This is a genomic window from Mycolicibacterium monacense, assembly GCF_010731575.1.
GTDB classification, from domain to species: Bacteria; Actinomycetota; Actinomycetes; order Mycobacteriales; family Mycobacteriaceae; genus Mycobacterium; species Mycobacterium monacense.
Genome location: NZ_AP022617.1, coordinates 1,106,477 through 1,124,265, shown reverse-complemented (window position 1 = coordinate 1,124,265; position 17,789 = coordinate 1,106,477). Strand labels below are relative to the sequence as shown.

The 17,789-nt window shown below is 69.7% G+C and carries 21 protein-coding genes; 10 read left to right on the top strand and 11 right to left on the bottom strand.

Going from position 1 to position 17,789, the window contains the following annotated elements; genetic code table 11:
- Positions 1 to 2: 2 nt before the first annotated feature.
- Genes G6N49_RS05445 through G6N49_RS05435 form a run of 3 tightly spaced genes read left to right on the top strand, consistent with a single transcriptional unit; the run spans position 3 to position 714 of the window.
- A complete protein-coding gene (locus G6N49_RS05445) occupies positions 3 to 158 on the top strand; it encodes a hypothetical protein (RefSeq protein WP_163647401.1) in 156 nt (51 codons plus the stop codon).
- A gap of 52 nt (positions 159 to 210) precedes the next feature.
- Positions 211 to 495 (top strand): hypothetical protein, encoded by a 285-nt coding sequence (locus G6N49_RS05440; RefSeq protein WP_083045196.1) that lies wholly within the window; start codon positions 211 to 213, stop codon positions 493 to 495.
- A 12-nt stretch (positions 496 to 507) separates the two neighbouring features.
- Positions 508 to 714 (top strand): hypothetical protein, encoded by a 207-nt coding sequence (locus G6N49_RS05435; protein ID WP_011560879.1) that lies wholly within the window; start codon positions 508 to 510, stop codon positions 712 to 714.
- Positions 715 to 786: 72 nt separating this feature from the next.
- Here G6N49_RS05435 and G6N49_RS05430 read toward each other — a convergent pair whose 3' ends face one another.
- From G6N49_RS05430 to G6N49_RS05420, 3 genes are read right to left on the bottom strand one after another with little or no spacing between them, the layout of a single operon-like run.
- Entirely contained in the window at positions 787 to 1,395 is a 609-nt protein-coding gene (locus tag G6N49_RS05430) for a GNAT family N-acetyltransferase (RefSeq protein WP_179967730.1), read from the bottom strand.
- Between the two features lie 20 nt (positions 1,396 to 1,415).
- Positions 1,416 to 2,531, bottom strand: a complete 1,116-nt coding sequence (locus tag G6N49_RS05425) for an LLM class flavin-dependent oxidoreductase (protein ID WP_011856125.1) — start codon at positions 2,529 to 2,531, stop codon at positions 1,416 to 1,418.
- Positions 2,528 to 3,421, bottom strand: coding sequence for an LLM class flavin-dependent oxidoreductase (locus G6N49_RS05420; protein WP_011856126.1), 894 nt, complete (start codon positions 3,419 to 3,421; stop codon positions 2,528 to 2,530). Before G6N49_RS05420 ends, G6N49_RS05425 begins: the two co-directional genes overlap by 4 nt.
- Before the next feature lie 106 nt (positions 3,422 to 3,527).
- Here G6N49_RS05420 and G6N49_RS05415 point away from each other — a divergent pair, with 106 nt between their 5' ends.
- Genes G6N49_RS05415 through G6N49_RS05400 form a run of 4 tightly spaced genes read left to right on the top strand, consistent with a single transcriptional unit; the run spans position 3,528 to position 7,532 of the window.
- Positions 3,528 to 4,529 (top strand): methionine ABC transporter ATP-binding protein, encoded by a 1,002-nt coding sequence (locus G6N49_RS05415; RefSeq protein WP_041925091.1) that lies wholly within the window; start codon positions 3,528 to 3,530, stop codon positions 4,527 to 4,529.
- Complete coding sequence (locus tag G6N49_RS05410; protein WP_011856128.1) at positions 4,526 to 5,209, top strand: methionine ABC transporter permease; 684 nt, start codon at positions 4,526 to 4,528, stop codon at positions 5,207 to 5,209. The genes G6N49_RS05415 and G6N49_RS05410 overlap by 4 nt, the downstream gene beginning before the upstream one ends.
- Before the next feature lie 11 nt (positions 5,210 to 5,220).
- Positions 5,221 to 6,123, top strand: a complete 903-nt coding sequence (locus G6N49_RS05405; protein ID WP_011856129.1) for a MetQ/NlpA family ABC transporter substrate-binding protein — start codon at positions 5,221 to 5,223, stop codon at positions 6,121 to 6,123.
- 29 nt (positions 6,124 to 6,152) lie between these two features.
- Positions 6,153 to 7,532, top strand: a complete 1,380-nt coding sequence (locus G6N49_RS05400) for an LLM class flavin-dependent oxidoreductase (protein WP_085975479.1) — start codon at positions 6,153 to 6,155, stop codon at positions 7,530 to 7,532.
- Here G6N49_RS05400 and G6N49_RS05395 read toward each other — a convergent pair.
- A complete protein-coding gene (locus G6N49_RS05395) occupies positions 7,519 to 7,947 on the bottom strand; it encodes a CBS domain-containing protein (RefSeq protein WP_011560887.1) in 429 nt (142 codons plus the stop codon). The two genes, G6N49_RS05400 and G6N49_RS05395, sit on opposite strands and share 14 nt — an antisense overlap.
- Positions 7,948 to 8,057: 110 nt before the next feature.
- Between G6N49_RS05395 and G6N49_RS05390 the strand changes: the two genes are divergently transcribed.
- Positions 8,058 to 8,915, top strand: coding sequence for a ribonuclease Z (locus G6N49_RS05390; RefSeq protein WP_011560888.1), 858 nt, complete (start codon positions 8,058 to 8,060; stop codon positions 8,913 to 8,915).
- Here G6N49_RS05390 and G6N49_RS05385 read toward each other — a convergent pair.
- Genes G6N49_RS05385 through G6N49_RS05375 form a run of 3 tightly spaced genes read right to left on the bottom strand, consistent with a single transcriptional unit; the run spans position 8,899 to position 12,391 of the window.
- Positions 8,899 to 9,738, bottom strand: a complete 840-nt coding sequence (locus G6N49_RS05385; protein WP_011560889.1) for a transglutaminase family protein — start codon at positions 9,736 to 9,738, stop codon at positions 8,899 to 8,901. The two genes, G6N49_RS05390 and G6N49_RS05385, sit on opposite strands and share 17 nt — an antisense overlap.
- Positions 9,739 to 9,740: 2 nt before the next feature.
- Entirely contained in the window at positions 9,741 to 10,715 is a 975-nt protein-coding gene (locus G6N49_RS05380) for an alpha-E domain-containing protein (protein WP_011560890.1), read from the bottom strand.
- A 14-nt stretch (positions 10,716 to 10,729) separates the two neighbouring features.
- The gene (locus G6N49_RS05375; protein WP_082947898.1) at positions 10,730 to 12,391 is read right to left on the bottom strand and encodes a circularly permuted type 2 ATP-grasp protein; all 1,662 of its coding nucleotides are present in this window, start codon (positions 12,389 to 12,391) and stop codon (positions 10,730 to 10,732) included.
- A 150-nt stretch (positions 12,392 to 12,541) separates the two neighbouring features.
- On the opposite strand from G6N49_RS05375, the gene rpsT reads away from it, so the two are divergent.
- Positions 12,542 to 12,802: a 30S ribosomal protein S20 gene (gene rpsT, locus G6N49_RS05370; protein ID WP_011560892.1), complete on the top strand. Its 261-nt coding sequence runs from the start codon at positions 12,542 to 12,544 to the stop codon at positions 12,800 to 12,802.
- Positions 12,803 to 12,818: 16 nt separating this feature from the next.
- Here rpsT and holA read toward each other — a convergent pair whose 3' ends face one another.
- From holA to G6N49_RS05350, 4 genes are all read right to left on the bottom strand, one after another.
- Positions 12,819 to 13,781: a DNA polymerase III subunit delta gene (gene holA, locus G6N49_RS05365; RefSeq protein WP_011856130.1), complete on the bottom strand. Its 963-nt coding sequence runs from the start codon at positions 13,779 to 13,781 to the stop codon at positions 12,819 to 12,821.
- A gap of 12 nt (positions 13,782 to 13,793) precedes the next feature.
- Entirely contained in the window at positions 13,794 to 15,338 is a 1,545-nt protein-coding gene (locus G6N49_RS05360; protein ID WP_011856131.1) for a ComEC/Rec2 family competence protein, read from the bottom strand.
- The gene (locus tag G6N49_RS05355) at positions 15,335 to 16,138 is read right to left on the bottom strand and encodes a ComEA family DNA-binding protein (RefSeq protein ID WP_011560902.1); all 804 of its coding nucleotides are present in this window, start codon (positions 16,136 to 16,138) and stop codon (positions 15,335 to 15,337) included. Before G6N49_RS05355 ends, G6N49_RS05360 begins: the two co-directional genes overlap by 4 nt.
- Before the next feature lie 93 nt (positions 16,139 to 16,231).
- Entirely contained in the window at positions 16,232 to 16,636 is a 405-nt protein-coding gene (locus G6N49_RS05350; RefSeq protein ID WP_011856132.1) for a RidA family protein, read from the bottom strand.
- A 51-nt stretch (positions 16,637 to 16,687) separates the two neighbouring features.
- Here G6N49_RS05350 and G6N49_RS05345 point away from each other — a divergent pair, with 51 nt between their 5' ends.
- Positions 16,688 to 17,743: an NAD(P)H-dependent amine dehydrogenase family protein gene (locus G6N49_RS05345; RefSeq protein ID WP_011856133.1), complete on the top strand. Its 1,056-nt coding sequence runs from the start codon at positions 16,688 to 16,690 to the stop codon at positions 17,741 to 17,743.
- The last annotated feature ends 46 nt before the right edge of the window (positions 17,744 to 17,789 follow it).

Here is a 17,789-nt window from a genome sequence, read left to right as displayed (position 1 = left end):
CAATGAACGGACTGGGTGTCGGCCTCGACTCGGCACAGCTCACCACGGCCTCCTCGGCGGAATGGCCGACAGGCGTCCCGGCCATCTGCTTCGCCTGCGGCTACCCCACCATGCATCCGGGACTGTGCGCTTACTGCCGACCCGGTCCGATGCCGTAATCCCCTCGCCTGCCGCCGACCGGCGCAGGCGGGTCAGGGAAGGAGCGTCGCGATGCGAGTACTGCGGGGTCTTCTCGGAGCACTGCTGTGGATCCTCGGCGGCGTCGTCGGCCTCGTCGGCGTAGCCCTGTGCCTCACCGCGATCCTGCTCCCGCTCGGTGTCCCTCTCCTCGCTCTCGCCCGACGTCTGGTGACGCGCGCGGCGCAGCTGATGTTGCCGCGCCCGCTGGCGCATCCGGTCAAGGAACTGGCGAAGACCACCGACAAGACGAGCCGTGACGCACGTAAGGCGGTGCGCGGACAGCGCAAACGCTTGTCGCGAATGGTTTCGAAGTGATGGGAGGCCGACATGCGAGTGTTGAACGGGTTGCTCAACGTGGTGCTGGGAATCGTCTCGGCCGTGCTCGGTGTGGTGCTCGGCGTCGTCGCTGTGCTGGTGTGGCTCGTCGGCCTGATCCTGTGCGTGACAGTCCTGTTGCTGCCCTTGGGCATTCCGGTGCTCCGACTGGGAAGTCGGCTGTTCGGCCTGGCCGGACAGCTCATGCACCTACCGTGACGGCGCCCCGCCCGTGCGCCGAGACTGCTGCCAGATCACGCTTCACCGCGAATCCGTGATCTCACCGCAGTCTCACCGTGGCTGTCGCCACATCGGCCACAGCGAGGGGCCCCCATCCGGCACCCTCAACTCCCCGGTGACCTCGAATCCGAACCGCTCGTAGTACGCGATGTTGTCCGGGTTGCTGGACTCGAGATAGGCCGGCGCGTACTCGGCGTCGCAGCGGTCGAGCCGCGAGCGCATCAGCGCCTGTCCGAAACCCGCCCCGCGTACGGTCGGATCGCTGCCGATGATCGCCAGGTACCAGTGCGGCTCCTCGGGGTGGTGTTCCTTCATCAGGTCGGCCACCTGCTGGCCGATGGCCACCCGCTTGCCGAAGGCGCGGACGAACGCCGGCATCATCAGGAACTCCTCGAGCCGTGTCTGCTTCCACCGGCCCGGCGGATCCCACAGCGCCGCCGCGCCGAGGCCGTCGTCCGCCGCGGCCACCTCCACCCCGCCGCCGCGCAGGAAGTGGTGGCGGGTCATGGTGGCGAACATGCGCGTGAGACCGCGCCCGCGGTCCGCGTCGTCGGGCAGGATCCACTTCATCACCGGGTCGTCGTGGAACGCCCGCCCGAGCACATCGGCCAACTCCCGGACATCCGACCTACGCCCGGGACGGACGTCTACGGCAGCCATCCGCCCACGATCGCACATCCTCAGCCGGCGGGGACCGCCTCGGCGGGAGTGCCGGCCAGGAGCGGAAGCACGCCCTCGCCGACGTGGCGGATCTCCTCGGCCTGCGGGTAGCCCGACAACACGAATTCGCTGATCCCGAGCCGTGCGTACTCCCCGAACACCGCGGCCACCTCGGCGTAACTGCCGGTCGCCGCGGTGCCCGCCCCGTCGCGCAGCAGACTCGGCCCGGCCCACAGCCCCGGGTACACCTCGAGGCTGCGCGCGTCGACGAGTTCACCGGTGGTCAGCGCCGCCATCCGCCGCTGCCCCTCGGATCCGCTGACCAGGTAGCGCTCGTGTGCCCGGCGGACCTCGTCGGCCGACAGCCCCGCGATGAGGTCTTCTGCCCGCTGCCACGCCTGTGCGGAGGTGGGCCGCGCGACGGTGTGCAACCGCACGCCGTACCGCAGCGTGCGCCCGTGCCGGGCGGCCGCGGCCCGCACCCGGTCGATCTTCTCGGCGACCTGATCCGGCGGTTCCCCCCAGGTGAGGTACACGTCGGCGTATTCGGCGGCGACCTCGATGGCTTCCGGCGACGAACCGCCGAAGTAGACGGTCGGCACCTCGGTGAGCGGATACGCCGTCCTGGCGTGGTCGACGGCGTAGAACTCGCCGTGAAAGGAGAAATCGGGCTCCGACCAGATCCCCCGCACGATCCGCAGGAACTCCCCGGTGCGCCGGTACCGCGCCGACTTGTCGATCCCGTCGCCGTAGCGGCGCATCTCGTCGTCGTCGCCACCGGTCACCACGTTGAGCGCCAATCGGCCACCGGTGAACCGCTGGTAGGTGCTGACCTGTTGCGCGGCCAACGTGGGTGACAGCACACCGGGCCGGAACGCCACCAGGTACTTCAGCCGCCGCGTGTGCTGGGCCAGCGCGGCGGTGGCGATCCAGGAGTCCTCGCAGTGCGACCCGGTCGGTGTCAGCACCGCCTCGAAGCCGAAGTCCTCGGCCGCGCGTCCCAGCGCGGTGAGGTTGTGCAGGGTCGGCTCGAGGTGCGACCCGGCCCGCGCCGTCGCACTGCCCCGGTTGTCGGCGATCGTGGTGGTGTCACCGTGGGTGGGCAGATACCAGTGGAACCGCAGCGATCCGTTCACACCGCCACCTCCGCCCGCTGCGACAGCACCTGCACCCGCGGCAGGATCTCCGCGGCGAACCGCTGCATCTCAGCCTCGAACGGCTGGAACGCGAGCATGAACGTCTCGATCCCGAGTCGGTGCCACTCCACGATCCGCTGCGCGACGGTGTCGTAGTCACCGACCAGCCCCGCCGCGGTACCGCCGTTGGGGCCGATGTGCGGACGTTCGCGCAACCGCTGCCACATGACCGAGGCCGGGTCGGTGTCGCGGCTGAACCGGTCGATGGTGTCACCGTCACCGGCACGGTCGCGGGCGTTGAGTTCCCAGTGGTAGTCCAGCAATTCGGCCGCTTCGCGCTGTGTCGGCGCGGTCACGACGAACGCCGCCAACCCGAACCGGATCGGGTCCAGCCCGTGCCTGGGCCTGCGCCGCACGTCGGTGAGGAGCGTGACCGCCTCCTCGGGCGCCTGACCGTTGAGGAAGAGCACGTCGGCCTCGGCCGCCGCGAGGTCCCGTGCCGGCCCCGACTCGCCGCCGAGATAGATGCGCGGCCGGGTGCGGTGTGTGCCGGTGGGGTGCAGGTGGAAGTCGTCGACGTGAAAGTACTTGCCGTGGAATGTGGTCCGCTCCCCCGCCAGCAGCCGCCGCACGATGCGCAGCCATTCGGCGCCGTAGACGTAACGGTCGCCGTGTTCGAGCATGCCGATCCCGGAGCGCTCCAGATCCGGGACCCACCAGCGCACCCGGGACCACGACGCGTTCACCGGATCGTCAGGGTGGCTCAGCGCGGCCATCGTGCCGTGCACGTTGGCCCACACCCCGAACCTGGGATATCCACTCACCGGAAGCACCCTGGTCGTCGCGGCCGGCGGTGTCGACGGTTCAAACCACCGTGAATGCAACGGCATTCGGATCACCGCGATCCAGACGGTGTTCGGGGTGCACCGCCCTGCGTAGGTTTCGCTGCTGTTGTCCACGCAGCGTCGGCTGCCCTCACCACCTCAGCGAGCCCACATGATCGAGATCGACAACCTGACCAAACGGTTCGGCGACCGCACCGTGCTCGACGACATCTCGCTGTCGGTCGGCGCCGGTGAGATCCTCGCCGTCGTCGGACCCAGCGGCGCCGGTAAGAGCACCCTGTCGCGGTGCGTGAGCTTCCTCGAGCGGCCGACCAGCGGTTCGGTCCGCGTCGACGATGCGGATTTCACCCGGCTCGAGGGCGACGCGCTGATCGCCGCCAGGCGCAAGATCGGCGTCATCTTCCAGACCGCACCGCTGCTGCGCCGGCGCACGGTGGCCCAGAACGTCGCGTTACCGCTCGAATACCTGCGTGCCACCGACGATTCCGTATCCCGGCGTGTCACCGAGCTCCTCGACCGCGTCGGGCTGCGCGACCGCAGCGGGTACCATCCCGCACAACTGTCGGGCGGCCAGCGGCAGCGGGTGGGCATCGCCCGAGCACTGGCTCTGGGGCCGTCGGTCCTGCTCTCCGACGAGGCGACCTCCGGACTCGACCCCGCCACCACGAAGTCCATCCTGGCGCTGCTCAGCCATCTGCGCGAGGACTTCGGCCTGTCGATCATCCTGATCACCCACGAGATGGAGGTGGTGCGCGAGATCGCCGACTCGGTCGCGCGCATCGACGACGGGCGCATCGTCGAGAGCGGTTCGGTCACCGACGTGATCCTGGACCCGACCTCGGCACTGGCGCGTGAGCTGCTGCCCGAGCGGCCCAGCGTGCCGGTGCGCGGCGACGCCGAGGTCTGGGAGGTGTCCCATGCCTCCCGCCACGTTCCCCTGGACTGGCTGACGTCGATCCAGTCGGTGCCCGGAATCTCCGGCGTCCAGGTCGACGTGCTCAGCGCCAGCGTCGAGGCGATCCGCGGTGTGGCGGTGGGCCGCGCGGTCCTCGCCATCTCCCCGGCCGCACCGCCCGGATTCGCCGACCATCTCAGCGCCCGCGGTCTGCACGTGACGTCCACAGCGGCCACCGCACGGAAGACGGCGGCATGAATCTCCTTGCCGCCGAGGACTTCAACACCCCCTGGGCCAACGTCCCCGACCTGCTGCTGCCCGCCTACGGCGAGACGTGGCTCATGGTCGGCATCACGATGGCGCTGGTGGTGACGATCGGCATCCCGGTCGGCATCACCCTGCACAACACCTCCGAATTCGGGCTCTATCCGAACCCGCGGGTGTTCGCGGTGCTCAACACCATCGTCAACATCGGGCGGTCCCTGCCGTTCCTGATCCTGATGGCCGCGATCATCCCGGTCACCCGGTTCATCGTCGGCACCACGATCGGCATCCAGGCCGCGATCGTGCCGATGACGGTCGCCGGCGTGCCGTTCTTCGCCCGGCTCGTGCAGAACGCGCTGCGCGAGGTCCGCACCGACGTCGCCGACATGGGACTGGTCTCCGGCGGATCGACACTGCAGGTCATCCGGACGGTGCAGCTCTCGGAGGCGCTGCCCGGTCTCGCCGGGGCGCTGACCGTCAACACCATCGCGATGATCGAGTATTCGGCGATCGCTGGGTCGATCGGTGCGGGCGGCGTGGGCAACCTGGCAATCACCTACGGCTACAACCGATTCGACGACAACATCATGATCGCCACCGCTGTGTCGCTGATCATCACGGTCCAGATCGTGCAATTCACCGGCGACCGTGTCGTCAAGGCCCTCACCCGCTGAAAGGAACCACCATGACCAGTCAGACCAGTTCGCCGGCCGGACCCGGCCTCGACCTCGAGATCAAGAAGCGCAAACGGTGGCCGTGGATCGCCGGCGCCGTCGTCGCGGTGCTCGCCGTCACCGGCGGCATCGTGTACGCCAACGTGTCGAACCAGGACAAGCCGTTCGGCCCCAACCTCAAGGTCGCGACGTGGAGCACCGACATCGCCGCCGAGAACCTGCTGGGCTACATCGCCGAGAACATCGCCCCGTCCCACGGCATCACGATCGAACCGGTGCAGATCGACAACCTCATCGAGATCAACCGCGCCGTCGACGCCGGCAACGTCGCGGGCAACTTCTTCGAACACCAGCCGTTCCTCAACGACGCCATCGCCGCCAACGGATTCGAACTCACCCTGGCCGCACCGACGTTCACCTGGGACCAAGCGACATACTCCGACAAGTACCGGAGCTGGAACCAGCTGCCCGACGGTGCGAGGATCGCGCTGCGCGACGATCCGGCGGGCCAGGCCATCGCACTGCTCGACCTCGCCGAGGCCGGCCAGATCACCCTCAAGCCGGGCAAGGACACCGTCGCCGGATTGCCGCAGCTCGGTGACATCGAGTCGAATCCCAAGAACTACCGGTTCATCCAGGTGCCGATCGGCCAGCTCGCCCGCAGCCTCGCCGACGTCGACGCCGTCGTCGTGCACATCTCCGACGTGTACGCGGCCGGCCTGACCGAGGACCAGATCCTGGCCCGTCACCCGGCCCCGAAGGGCAGCGAAGGCGGTCTGGTGGTCAGCGACAGACACCTCGACGACCCCAACGTGCAGAAGCTGATCGCCACGTTCCAGGATCCCAAGATCGCCGAGTTCCTGGAGACCACCGACAACAAGCTGATCCGCGACACGCTGGGGCCGATCTCGTGAGCAAGCCGCTGTACTTCTCCGCGTTCGTGATGAACACCGCATCCCATGTGCTGCACGGGCTGTGGCGCGCGCCGGAGGCACACAACCACGAGTTCAACTCGCTGCGGCACTGGACGTCGCTGGCCGCCACCGTCGAGAAGGCCGGCTACGACCTGCTGTTCTTCGCCGACGTGTTCGGCCTGCGGGCACCGTGGAACGGCAACTGGCGCAAGGCCGTCGAGGGCGGGATCCAGGTGCCGGTCAACGATCCGTCGGTGCTGGCCTCGGCGCTGGCCACGGTGACGGACACGCTCGGCATCGTGTTCACCAGCTCCATCGTGCAGGACCATCCGTTCAACTTCGCGCGGCGGATGTCCTCGCTCGACCACTACACCGACGGCCGGCTCGGATGGAACATCGTCACCAGCTTCAACCAGAACATGTTCCGCAGCTTCGGCCACGACGGCACGCTGGCCCACGACGAACGCTACGAATGGGCCTATGAGTACCTCGACGTGGTCTACAAGCTGTGGGAGGGATCGTGGGACGAGGATGCGCTGGTCCAGGACAAGGTCCGCGGTGTGCACTCCGATCCGGCCAAGATCCACCGCATCAACCACGTCGGACCGCGCTACCGGGTCGAGGGCCCGCACTTCACGTCCCCGTCACCGCAGCGCACACCGGTGCTGTTCCAGGCCGGCGCCTCCCCGGCCGGACAGCTGTTCTCCGCCCGCAACGCCGAAGGCGTCTACATCAGCAGCCCGAATCCCGCTGCGGCGCATGCCCTGACATCGGAAACCCGGGCGCTGGCCGCCGCCAACGGCCGCGACCCCGGCGCCATCACCTTCGCCCAGGGGCTGTCGTTCGTCATCGGTGACACCCACCGCGAGGCGGTCCGCCGCAGCGACGAGATCAAGCGATACCTCGACCTCGAAGGCGTTGCGCTGCATGCGCTCGGCGACGCCGGGGTCGACGCAGGCCGGTTCCCACTGGACACGCCGTTGAGTGAGCTCGGCGAGTTCACCGGCGTGCAGGGGTTCGCCCGGTGGGCCGCCGAATCGTCCGGCCACAGCGAGCCGACCATCCGCGATCTGGCCTGGGTGCTCGAGGGCGCCAACCGCGTCGTCGGCACCGCCGAGGAAATTGCGGATCGCTTGGAGGAGTGGCGGGAGGCCGGCGTCGACGGCATCAACGTCTATCACGCCACCGTGCCGGGCACGTTCACCGAAGTCGCCGACCGGCTGTTCCCGACGCTGCGCGAGCGGGGCCTGATCGCCACCGACAAGTCAGGGACACTGCGGCACAAGCTGCTGGGGCGCGGCGACCGGCTGCCCGACAGCCACCCGGCGGCGGCCTACCGCGGAGCCTTCGGCGACAACACCCTGCTCGACACGGTGCCCGACCCGGCCGAGGAACTCATCCCCGGGTGATGTAGGCCTGCAGCTGCTCCTGTTCGGTCTGCAACTGCTCCATCCGGTTCTTCACCACGTCGCCGATGCTCACGATCCCGGCCAGCCGGCCGTTGTCGAGCACCGGCACGTGGCGGACGCGGTTGTTGGTCATCAACGCCGACAGATCGTCGACGGGATCGGCCGGTGTACACGTCACCAGCACGCTCGTCATGATCTCCGAGACCGGGCACCGCAGCAGCTCCGCGCCGCGTTCGTGCAGCCGGCGCACCACATCGCGTTCGGAGACCATGCCGACGACGCCGTCCTGGCCGACGACGACCATCGCGCCGATGTTGTGGGTGGCGAGTTCGGCCAGAAGCCCGGTCACCGTGGTGGTCTCGGTGATGGTCGCCACCGCTGAGCCCTTGCTGCGCAGCACGTCCGCTATTCGCATCGCCGCCTCCGCCTTCTGTGATACGGCTCACACCAGGCTAGGCCGTCTTCCCCGGAAGCGGAATAGCCAATCGCCTGACGCCCGCCGCGGCGCAAGGTACCTATGAGGCCATGATCGAAGTGACCCTGCTCGGAACCGGAAGTCCCGTCCCCGACGCGCGGCGGGCCGGCCCGTCGACGCTGGTGCGCGCGGGCGGTCACGCCTTCCTCGTCGACTGCGGTCGCGGCGTCCAGCTCCGCATGGCCGCCGCCGGGATCGCCGCGAACGGGTTGTCGGCGCTACTGCTGACCCATCTGCACAGTGACCACATCGCCGACCTCGGCGACCTGCTGATCACCCGCTGGGTGACCACCTTCACCGACCAGGTGCCGCTGCAGATCATCGGCCCGCCCGGTACCGCCGAGACCGTGACGGCGATGCTCGCGGCGTTCGGCCGCGACATCGGCTACCGCATCGCCCACCACCCCGACCTGACCGCACCCCCACCGGTCGAGGTGCACGAGGTCACCGAGGGTGTGGCGTGGGACCACGACGGCGTCACCGTCCGCGTCGCGCCCACCGACCACCGCCCGGTCGCCCCGACCATCGGGTTCCGCGTCGAACACGCCGACGCCTCGGTGGTGCTCGCCGGCGACACCGTGCCGTGCGCGACGCTCGACGCGCTCGCGGCGGGCGCAGGCGCCCTGGTGCACACCGCCATTCGCAAGGATCTGGTCGAACTGGCGCCCCAGCAGCGGGTGCGCGAGGTCTGCGAGTACCACTCGTCGGTCGAAGAGGCCGCCGAGACCGCGGAGCGGGCCGGCGTCGGGATCCTGGTGCTCACGCACTACCTGCCGCCGATCGCCCCGGGGCAGGAGGCCGACTGGCGGGCGAGGGCGGCCACCGCGTTCCCCCGCCAGATCGAGCTGGGCGACGACCTGCACCGCGTCGAGGTGCATCCGGGCGTGTGCGTCAAGCCAGCCGGGTGATCTCCACGACGACGTCGAGGTCGGTGGACCCCTCCCCCGAGTAGATGCCCTTGAGCGGTGACACGTCCGCGTAGTCGCGTCCGACGCCCACGCTGATGTACTGCTCGTTGATGTCGCTGTCGTTGGTGGGGTCGTAGTGCCACCAGCCCCCGGTCCAGGCCTGCACCCACGCGTGGCTCTGGCCGTCGACGGTGTCGCCGATCGCCGCATCCTTGCGCGGGTGCAGGTAGCCGGATACGTATCGTGCCGGAATTCCCATGCTGCGCAACAGGACCAGCGACAGATGCGCGAAGTCCTGACACACTCCCTTACCCTCGCGCAGCGCGTCGAGACCCGACGAGTGCACGCCGGTGGTCCCCGGCACGTAGTCGAGTTCGGTGTGCACCCAGTTCGCGGCGGCGATGACCGCCTCGTACGGGTCGTGGTACTTCGCGATGCGCTGGCCGACCCGGGCGATGCGCCTGCTGTCCGGGGTGTAGTGCGATGCGGTGAGCACCTCGTCGAACCGGTCGATGACCGCCTCGGACCGCAGATCGTCCCATGTCACGGTTTCCGCGGGACGGTCGTCGACGTCGGTCTCGACCACGGAGGAGGACGTCACCTCGAGTTCGGTGTGCGGTGCGTGCAGGTCGAACGCCGTCACCGCGGTGCCCCAGTAGTCGACGTAGCGGTACTGGCGGGTGGCCGGCGCGGTCTCGACCCGGTTGAGGATGACGTTCTGCCGGGCGTCCGAACGCGGCGTCAAACGGGCCTCGTTGAACGACGCGGTGACCGGCGACTTGTAGGCATAGCCCGTCGCATGTACCACCCGCATCCGCCACATAGCTAGACCTCCCCTTCTTCGATGACCATCGCATTGCGACCGGCATCGGTCCAAGCCACCCACGGCGCGACGTGGAAGTACTGCAGCGCCAACGCTTCTCCGACGTCGCTGCACGTCTTCTGCAACCCGGCCAGCCGTTGCTCGAGCGATTCGAGGAGGACACCGGGATGCATGAATTCCAACTCGCTGCGCGCGCGGCCCAGCAGACGCTGCGCTTCGGCCGTGGCGCCCAACCGGTTGTGCGGTCTGTTGAGCAGTTCGTCGAGGTTGTGCTCGGCTAGGCGCAGCGAATAGAAGATCGACCGCGGGAACAGCCGGTCGAGCATCATGAACTCGACGACGCGGCCGGCGTCCAGCACGCCCCGGTAGGTGCGCAGGTAGGTGTCATGCGCACCGGCCGAACGCAGCAGCGTGACCCACGCTGGCGACGATCCGCTGTCGCCGACGCGCGAGAGCAACAACCGGACCATCATGTCGACGCGTTCGATCGCCCGGCCGAGCACCATGAACCGGTAACCGTCGTCGCGGCTGAGCGTGGAATCGGCCAGCCCGGCGAACATCGCGGCGCGCCCCTCGACGTAGGACAGGAACTCGTGCGGGCCGAAGCGTTTGGCGGCGCGCTCCCGTTCGGCCAGGGCGTTGTAGGTGGTGTTGAGGCACTCCCAGATCTCCGTCGAGGTGACCTCACGTGCGCCACGGGCGTTTTCGCGCGCCGCCGAGATCGAGTCGACGATCGACGTACCGTCGGCGCTGTCGCGGTTGAACGCGACGATGTCGGTCAGCGACCACACGTCGAGCGGATGGTCGGGCGCCTCCATGCCGAGCACCCGCAGCAGCGTCCGGGCCACTCGGTCCGGGTCGACGCTGGAGTCCTCGAGCAGTTGGTGCACCGTGACGTCGAGGATGCGGGCGGTGTCGTCAGCGCGTTCGACGTAGCGTCCGATCCAGTACAGCGATTCGGCGTTGCGTGCCAACATGTTCCGACAACCCCCTACTGCTGCTGCTGTTGCTGCTGCTGCAGCTGTTCTGCGGACTGGGCATCCGCATTCTTGTCCACCTTGTTGGCCTTCGCCGACTTGGGCAGCGAGCGCACCACCTCCGCGGCGGCCAGCTCCCGGTCGGCGGCCGACGCACGCGAGGCCAGCACCCAGGTGTCCTTCGACCCGCCGCCCTGGCTGGAGTTGACCACCAGCGACCCCTCCGGCAGTGCGACGCGGGTGAGTCCGCCGGGCAGCACCCACACATCGTCACCGTCGTTGACCGCGAACGGGCGCAGGTCGACGTGTCGGGGCGCCAGCTTGCCGCCGATCTGGGTCGGTACGGTCGACAGCTGCATCACCGGCTGGGCGATCCACCCGCGGGGGTCGTTGCGGATCTTCTTGCAGATGGTGTTGAGCTCCTTGTCCGATGCATCCGGACCGAACACGATGCCGTACCCGCCGGAGCCCTCGACGGGTTTGATCACCAGTTCGGTGACCCGGTCGAGCACCTCTTCGCGTTCCTCGTCGAGCCAGCAGCGGTAGGTGTCGACGTTCGCCAGGAGCGGCTTCTCGCCCAGGTAGTACTCGATGATCGTCGGCACGTAGGTGTACACGAGCTTGTCGTCGCCGACGCCGTTGCCGACGGCGCTGGAGATGACGACGTTGCCGGCCCGGGCGGCGTTGAGCAGCCCGGCCACCCCGAGCACCGAATCGGGGCGGAACTGCATCGGGTCGAGGAACGCGTCGTCGATGCGGCGGTAGATGACGTCGACCTGGCGCTCACCGGCGGTGGTGCGCATGTAGACCGTGTTGTCGCGGCAGAACAGGTCGCGCCCCTCGACCAGCTCCACGCCCATCTGCCGGGCGAGCAGTGAGTGCTCGAAGTACGCCGAGTTGTAGACCCCCGGTGTCAGCACGACGACCGTCGGGTCGGCCTCGTTGGAGGCGGCCGCGTTGCGCAGGGCCCGCAACAGGTGCGAGGCGTAGTCGTCGACCGCGCGCACCCGGTGGGTGGCGAACAGGTTGGGGAACACCCGCGCCATGGTGCGGCGGTTCTCCATCACATAGGACACCCCGGACGGGGACCGCAGGTTGTCCTCGAGGACCCGGAAGCTGCCGTGTTCGTCACGGATCAGGTCGATGCCCGCGACGTGGATGCGCACACCGTTGGGCGGGCTGATGCCCACCGCCTCGCGGTGGAAGTGCTCACAGGACGTGACCAGCCGACGCGGGATGACGCCGTCGCGCAGGATGTGCTGTTCGCCGTAGATGTCGTCGAGATAGGCCTCGAGTGCCCGCACCCGCTGCGTGATGCCGCGCTCCAACCGCGTCCACTCGGCGGCGGAGATCACCCGCGGCACGAGGTCCAGCGGCAGCGGCCGCTCCTGGCCGGACAGCGAGAACGTGATGCCCTGGTTGATGAACGCCCGGTCCAGCGCATCGGCGCGCGCCTGGAGGTCGGAGGCGTCCGCCGGCTCGAGTTCGGCGAAGATGCCCTTGTAGGGCCCGCGCACGTTGCCCTGGGGGTCGAACATCTCGTCGAAGGCCTTGTCGTAGCCGCCGACGCTGTTGTAGCCGTCGAAGATTCCTTCGTGCCTTTTGGTCCGCGCACCGTTGGTACGGGAGGATCGGCTGGATTCGGTCGGCAGGGTGCGCAGGCTCACCCATGACACTTTGCCCCACACCGGGCGTTCAGGCAGGTTAGCGGGGCTCACTTTGGTCGATTGAGTGCCTCGCTGGTAGCCTGAACAATCGCTGCCCGCCGCCTCGGCGGGGCCGAAGACTTTGCATCATCCATCCGATATTCAGAAGGACTGCTCTACGTGGCCAACATCAAGTCGCAGGAAAAGCGCATCCGTACCAACGAGCGTCGCCGTCTGCGCAACCAGTCGGTGAAGTCCTCGCTGCGCACCGCGGTGCGCGGGTTCCGCGAGGCCCTCGACGCCGGCGACAAGGACAAGGCCGCCGAACTGCTCGTCGCGACCAGCCGCAAGCTGGACAAGGCCGCCAGCAAGGGCGTCATCCACAAGAACCAGGCCGCCAACAAGAAGTCGGCGCTCTCGGTCGCGCTGAACAAGCTCTGAGCGTTCCCCGCGCTCGCTAGTCGGCCACGAGTTCGGCGACTCTGCGCACCGCTGATTCAAGGGCGTAGTCGGCATCTGCCGCTGCGCCCTTGACGTCTGCGTTGAGTGCCGCGACCAGCCGCATGGCCTCCGCCACCGACGCCCGCGACCAGCGCCGCGCCTGCTTCTGCGCCTTCTGCACCCGCCACGGCGGCATGCCCAGTTCACCCGCCAGCCGGTAGGGATCGCCCGACAGTGGCGCGACACGGGCGATGGTGTGCACCGCCTCGGCCAGCGCATCGGCCAGCACCACCTGCGGTTCGCCGCTGAGCATCGCCCATCGCAGCGCCTCGGCGGCCCCGGCGACGTCGCCGGTCACGGCCTTGTCGGCGATGTCGAACCCCTTCACCTCCGCCTTGCCGGAGTGGTACCGACGCACGGCGACCGCGGTGACCTCACCCGCGGTGTCGGCCACCAGCTGCGAGCACGCCGCGGCCAGCTCGCGGATGTCGGAACCGACCGCGTCGAGCACCGCGGTGACGGTGTCGTCGGTGACCTTGACCTTGTGGCTGCGGAACTCCCTGCGCACGAAATCCGCCCGGTCGGCGGCCTTGGCGATCTTGGCGCACGGATGCACCTCGGCGCCGAGCTTCTTGAGCTGATCGGCCAGCGCCTTGGCCCGGCCGCCGCCGGAGTGCACGACGACGAGCATGGTGCCCGGCGGCAGATCGGCCGCCGCTCCTGCGATCAGCGCGACCGCGTCCTTACCGGCCTCGGCGGCCGATTCGAGCACCACCACCCGCTCGTCGGAGAACAGCGACGGGCTGAGCAGTTCGGCGAGTTCGCTGGTGCTCACCTCTCCGGCGCGTAACCGGTCGACCGGGACGTCGTCGGTGCCGGCGAGCTTGCGCGCACTCTTCATCACCGCCGCCACCGCGCGTTCGACGAGCAGTTCCTCGTCCCCCAAGACCAGATGTAGGGCTGCGACCTGTTGGCTCACCCGACGATCGTGTCACGCGCCGCCGACACCGCCGAGCGCGGCGTGGCCGGACGCCGACCACGCCACCAGACCCAGCACCGCCGCACCGGCGGCCAGCCGCACCCACCGCCACCGCCACAGCACGACGAGCGCGATCCCACCCGCCGCGACCAGCCCGACACCGGCCCAGCCGGACGGCACCGGCACCGACGCGCCTGGCACCGCCGCCGCCCAGTCGGCCACCCGCAGCAGCCACCACAGCGGCGGTCCGGTGAACCGGATCAGCAGTCCGGCGCCCGCCGGCCACAGCCAACACAGCGCCGCCGCAGCGGTGCCGATCACCGTGATCGGTGGAATGACCGGCGCGACAACGATATTCGCCAGCACCGACACCAGGCTGACGCGGCCCGAGATCCCCGCCACCAGCGGTGCGGTCACCAACTGCGCCGCCATCGCCACGCCGACGGCGTCGGCGACCGGTTTGGGCCACCCCCGCCCGGTCAGCCGCCGCGACCACACCGGCGCGATCACCACCAGACCGGCTGTCGCCGCCACCGACAGCGCGAACCCGGCGTCCACGGCCAGCTCCGGCGCGACGATCAGGAGGAGCAGCACGCTGGCCGCCAGCGCCGGGATCGCCTGCCTGCGGCGGTGTGTGACCAGCGCGAGCAGGGTGATCGCCCCCATCACCGCGGCCCGCAGCACGCTCGCCGACGGCTGCACGACCACGACGAAGGTGATCAGCGCCAGCGCGGCCAGCGTGACCGCCGCGCGCGGTCCGAGCACCGCCGCGCTGAGCAGCACCGCCCCGCACACGATCGTCACGTTGGCGCCCGACACCGCCGTCAGATGGGTCAGACCCGCGGTGCGGAAGTCCGCCGTCGTGTCCGGTGGAACGGCCGCGGTGTCACCGAGTACGAGAGCGGGCAGCATCGCCGCCTGATCGACCGGCAGCGCCCCGCGCGCGGCGTCGGCCAACCCGCTCCGGACCGACTGCGCCATGCGATGCACCGGCGGCGCCGTCCCCACGGCCGCCTCCCCCGTGGCCGACAGAACGGCGACGGTGAGGTCCCGCCGCGTGGGCCTGCCGATGCCGGCGCGAAACGCCGCCGGGCGGCCCGCGCTCACCTCCGAGAACCCCTTCGCCGACGCGAACACCACCACCCGGCCCGACATGGGCCTGCCGTCCACCGCGTGCAGGACAGCCCGGAACATCAGCCGCCCGCCGCCGAGCGGTCGCGGGCTGTCGCCCGGTGTGACGGTCACCGGCGCAGTGGCCCCGTAGAGCGCCGTGACCGGATGGTGGCGCACCTGGTCGACGCGGACGGTCACCGCGACGGTGAACGCCGCACCCACCACGGCGACGCCCGCGAGCCCGGCGGCCGCCGACCGTATCGCCGCGCCTGCCGTCACCTCGGCACCACCCCACACCGCCGCCGCAGCGGTCGCGGCGATCCCGCCGAGCAGTACGAGTACCGCGGCCGCGGTGTGCCAGTGGATTCCGGCCGCGGTCACCGCCCAGCCGGTCGACGCCGCCGGCACCAGTCGCAGGTCCAGCGGCGCCGCCTCGTCGCTCACACATGGACCAGATCGCGCAGTTTGGCCAGCCGCGCCGGTCCGATGCCGTCCACGTCACCGAGCTGATCGACACTGCTGAACGCGCCGTGGGCATCTCGCCAGGCGACGATCGCCGCCGCGGTGACCGGACCGACGCCCGGCAACGTGTCCAACTGCTCGACGGTGGCGGTGTTGAGGTTCACCGGCTCACCGGGCGCACCGGTCCGTTCGGCCGGCGCAGAACCGGACGGTGCCGCAGCGCCACCGTCGCCCGCCGCCGTGGTGGAGCTGCCCATGGTGGCCGGTTGTCCCGGGCCGGCGGCGATCCCGACGATGATCTGCTCGCCGTCGGTGAGCCGGCGTGCCATGTTCAGCCCGATGAGGTCCGCGCCGTCGACCGCTCCCCCGGCGGCCTCGAGCGCGTCGGCGATCCGGGCGCCCGGCTCGAGGGTCACCAGCCCCGGCTTGTGGACCAGCCCGACCACGCTGACGACCACCGGCTGGTCGGGCGCGGGCTTCGGGGAAGCCGACGACACCATCTCCACCTCGGGCAGTTTCGCCGCGACCACCGGGGGCGGGTCGTCACGCCACATCGTGAACACCGTGACCAGCACGGCGATGACGCCCACGACGGCGAGCCCGACGACACCGGCGCGGCCCGGGTCGGCCCGCACCGCCGCCACCCAGCCCGGCCCCGTCGGCGTGGCCGTATCCGGCAGCCACCGGGACAGGGCGGTATCGGGCCGTGCTCCGTCGTGGTCGGGTTCCTCTTCGGCGCCGAGTCGGCGGTGCAGCCGCTCGGCCGGCTCTTCGGTCCGCATGCGCCCGACGGTAGGGACGCCGTCCGTCGGATCAGCCGCATCCGGCGGCCGGGATGGCGTGGTTGTGGATGAACGCCGCGCTGTGGATGACGGTCAGCGTCCCCATCCGTCGGCGCGCCAGCACGTCCAGTCGATCTCGACGCGGGCACCGACCGCCAGCCCGGTGACCCCGACGCACGTCCGTGACGGCAGCCGGTCGGGAAACCAGGCGGCGTAGGCGGTGTTGAACGCCGCGTACTCCGCCCAGTCGGTCAGGTACGCCCGGACCGCGACCACGTCGTCGAGGCCGCCACCGCACAGTCGGGTGACGCGCAACAGGTTCCGCAGCACCTGATCGGTCTGCGCCTCGATGCCGGTGCCGACGATCTCGCCGGTGTGGTCGGTCGGCATCTGCCCGGTGACGTAGAGCGTCTGCCCCGCGGCCGTCGCGTGGGCGAAGGGCGCGACCGCGGGCGGAACGCCGTCGTCCAGTGTGAAAGTGAAGGATCGGATCGTCATCACCCCTAGTCTCTAGTAGCGACTGCAGGCTCGACGAGGAGGCGCCGCCAGATGACCCCACCGCGCACCGGGCGCCCGGTGCGCGTGATCCAGTGGACCACCGGCAACATCGGCAGGCGGTCGCTGCACGCGATCATCGGCCGTGACGACATGGAACTGGTCGGCGTGTACGCACACGGCGCCGCGAAGGTCGGCGTGGACGCCGCCGAACTCGCGGGGTGGCCGGAACCGACCGGTGTCACCGCCACCGACGACATCGACGCGTTGCTCGCGCTGCGGCCCGACGCCTGCTGCTACAACCCGCTGTGGCCGGACATCGACGAGCTGACCCGGCTCCTCGAGGCCGGCATCAACGTGTGCTCGAGCGCCGCCTGGATCACCGGCGGCAAGCAGTCGCCGGAGGATCTCGACCGTATCCGGAAAGCCTGTGCGGCAGGTAATTCGACGATCTTCGGCAGCGGTGCGCACCCCGGTATGACGAACATGGTCGGCATGGTCCTGTCCGGGGCATGCGAACGCGTCGACGAGATCCGCATCACCGAGTCGGTGGACTGTTCGACCTACGAGTCGGCCGGGACCCAGACGGCGATGGGTTTCTCGCAGGACCCCGACACCCCGGGCCTGGCCGAGAGCGTCCGCCGCGAAAGCGAGGTGTTCGCGGAGTCGGCGGCGATGATGGCCGACGCGATCGGCGCAACGCTCGACCGGATCACCTTCGACGTCGAGTTCAGCACCGCGACCGGCGACACCGACCTCGGGTTCATGCAGATCCCGGCCGGCACCGTCGCCGGGGTGTACGGCTACCACCGCGGCTGGGTGGGCGACCGAAACGTCGTCAGTGTCGGATTCAACTGGATCATGGGCGATCACGTCACCCCGCCCAAACCGCTCGAGCACGGCCACGTCATCCAGGTGTTCGGGCTACCGAATATGCGCACGGTGCTCCACTGTCTGCCGCCGCGCGACTGGACCGAACCCGGTTTCATGGATCTCGGGATGATCTACACCGCGATGCCGGTGACCAATGCGGTGCCCGCGGTGGTCGCCGCACCGCCGGGCATCGTGACGCTCAAGGACCTGCCGCCAGTCACCGGCCGCATCGGCTGACCACCACGCGCGCCGACACCACGGTGGGTGACGCGAAACGCGGGTG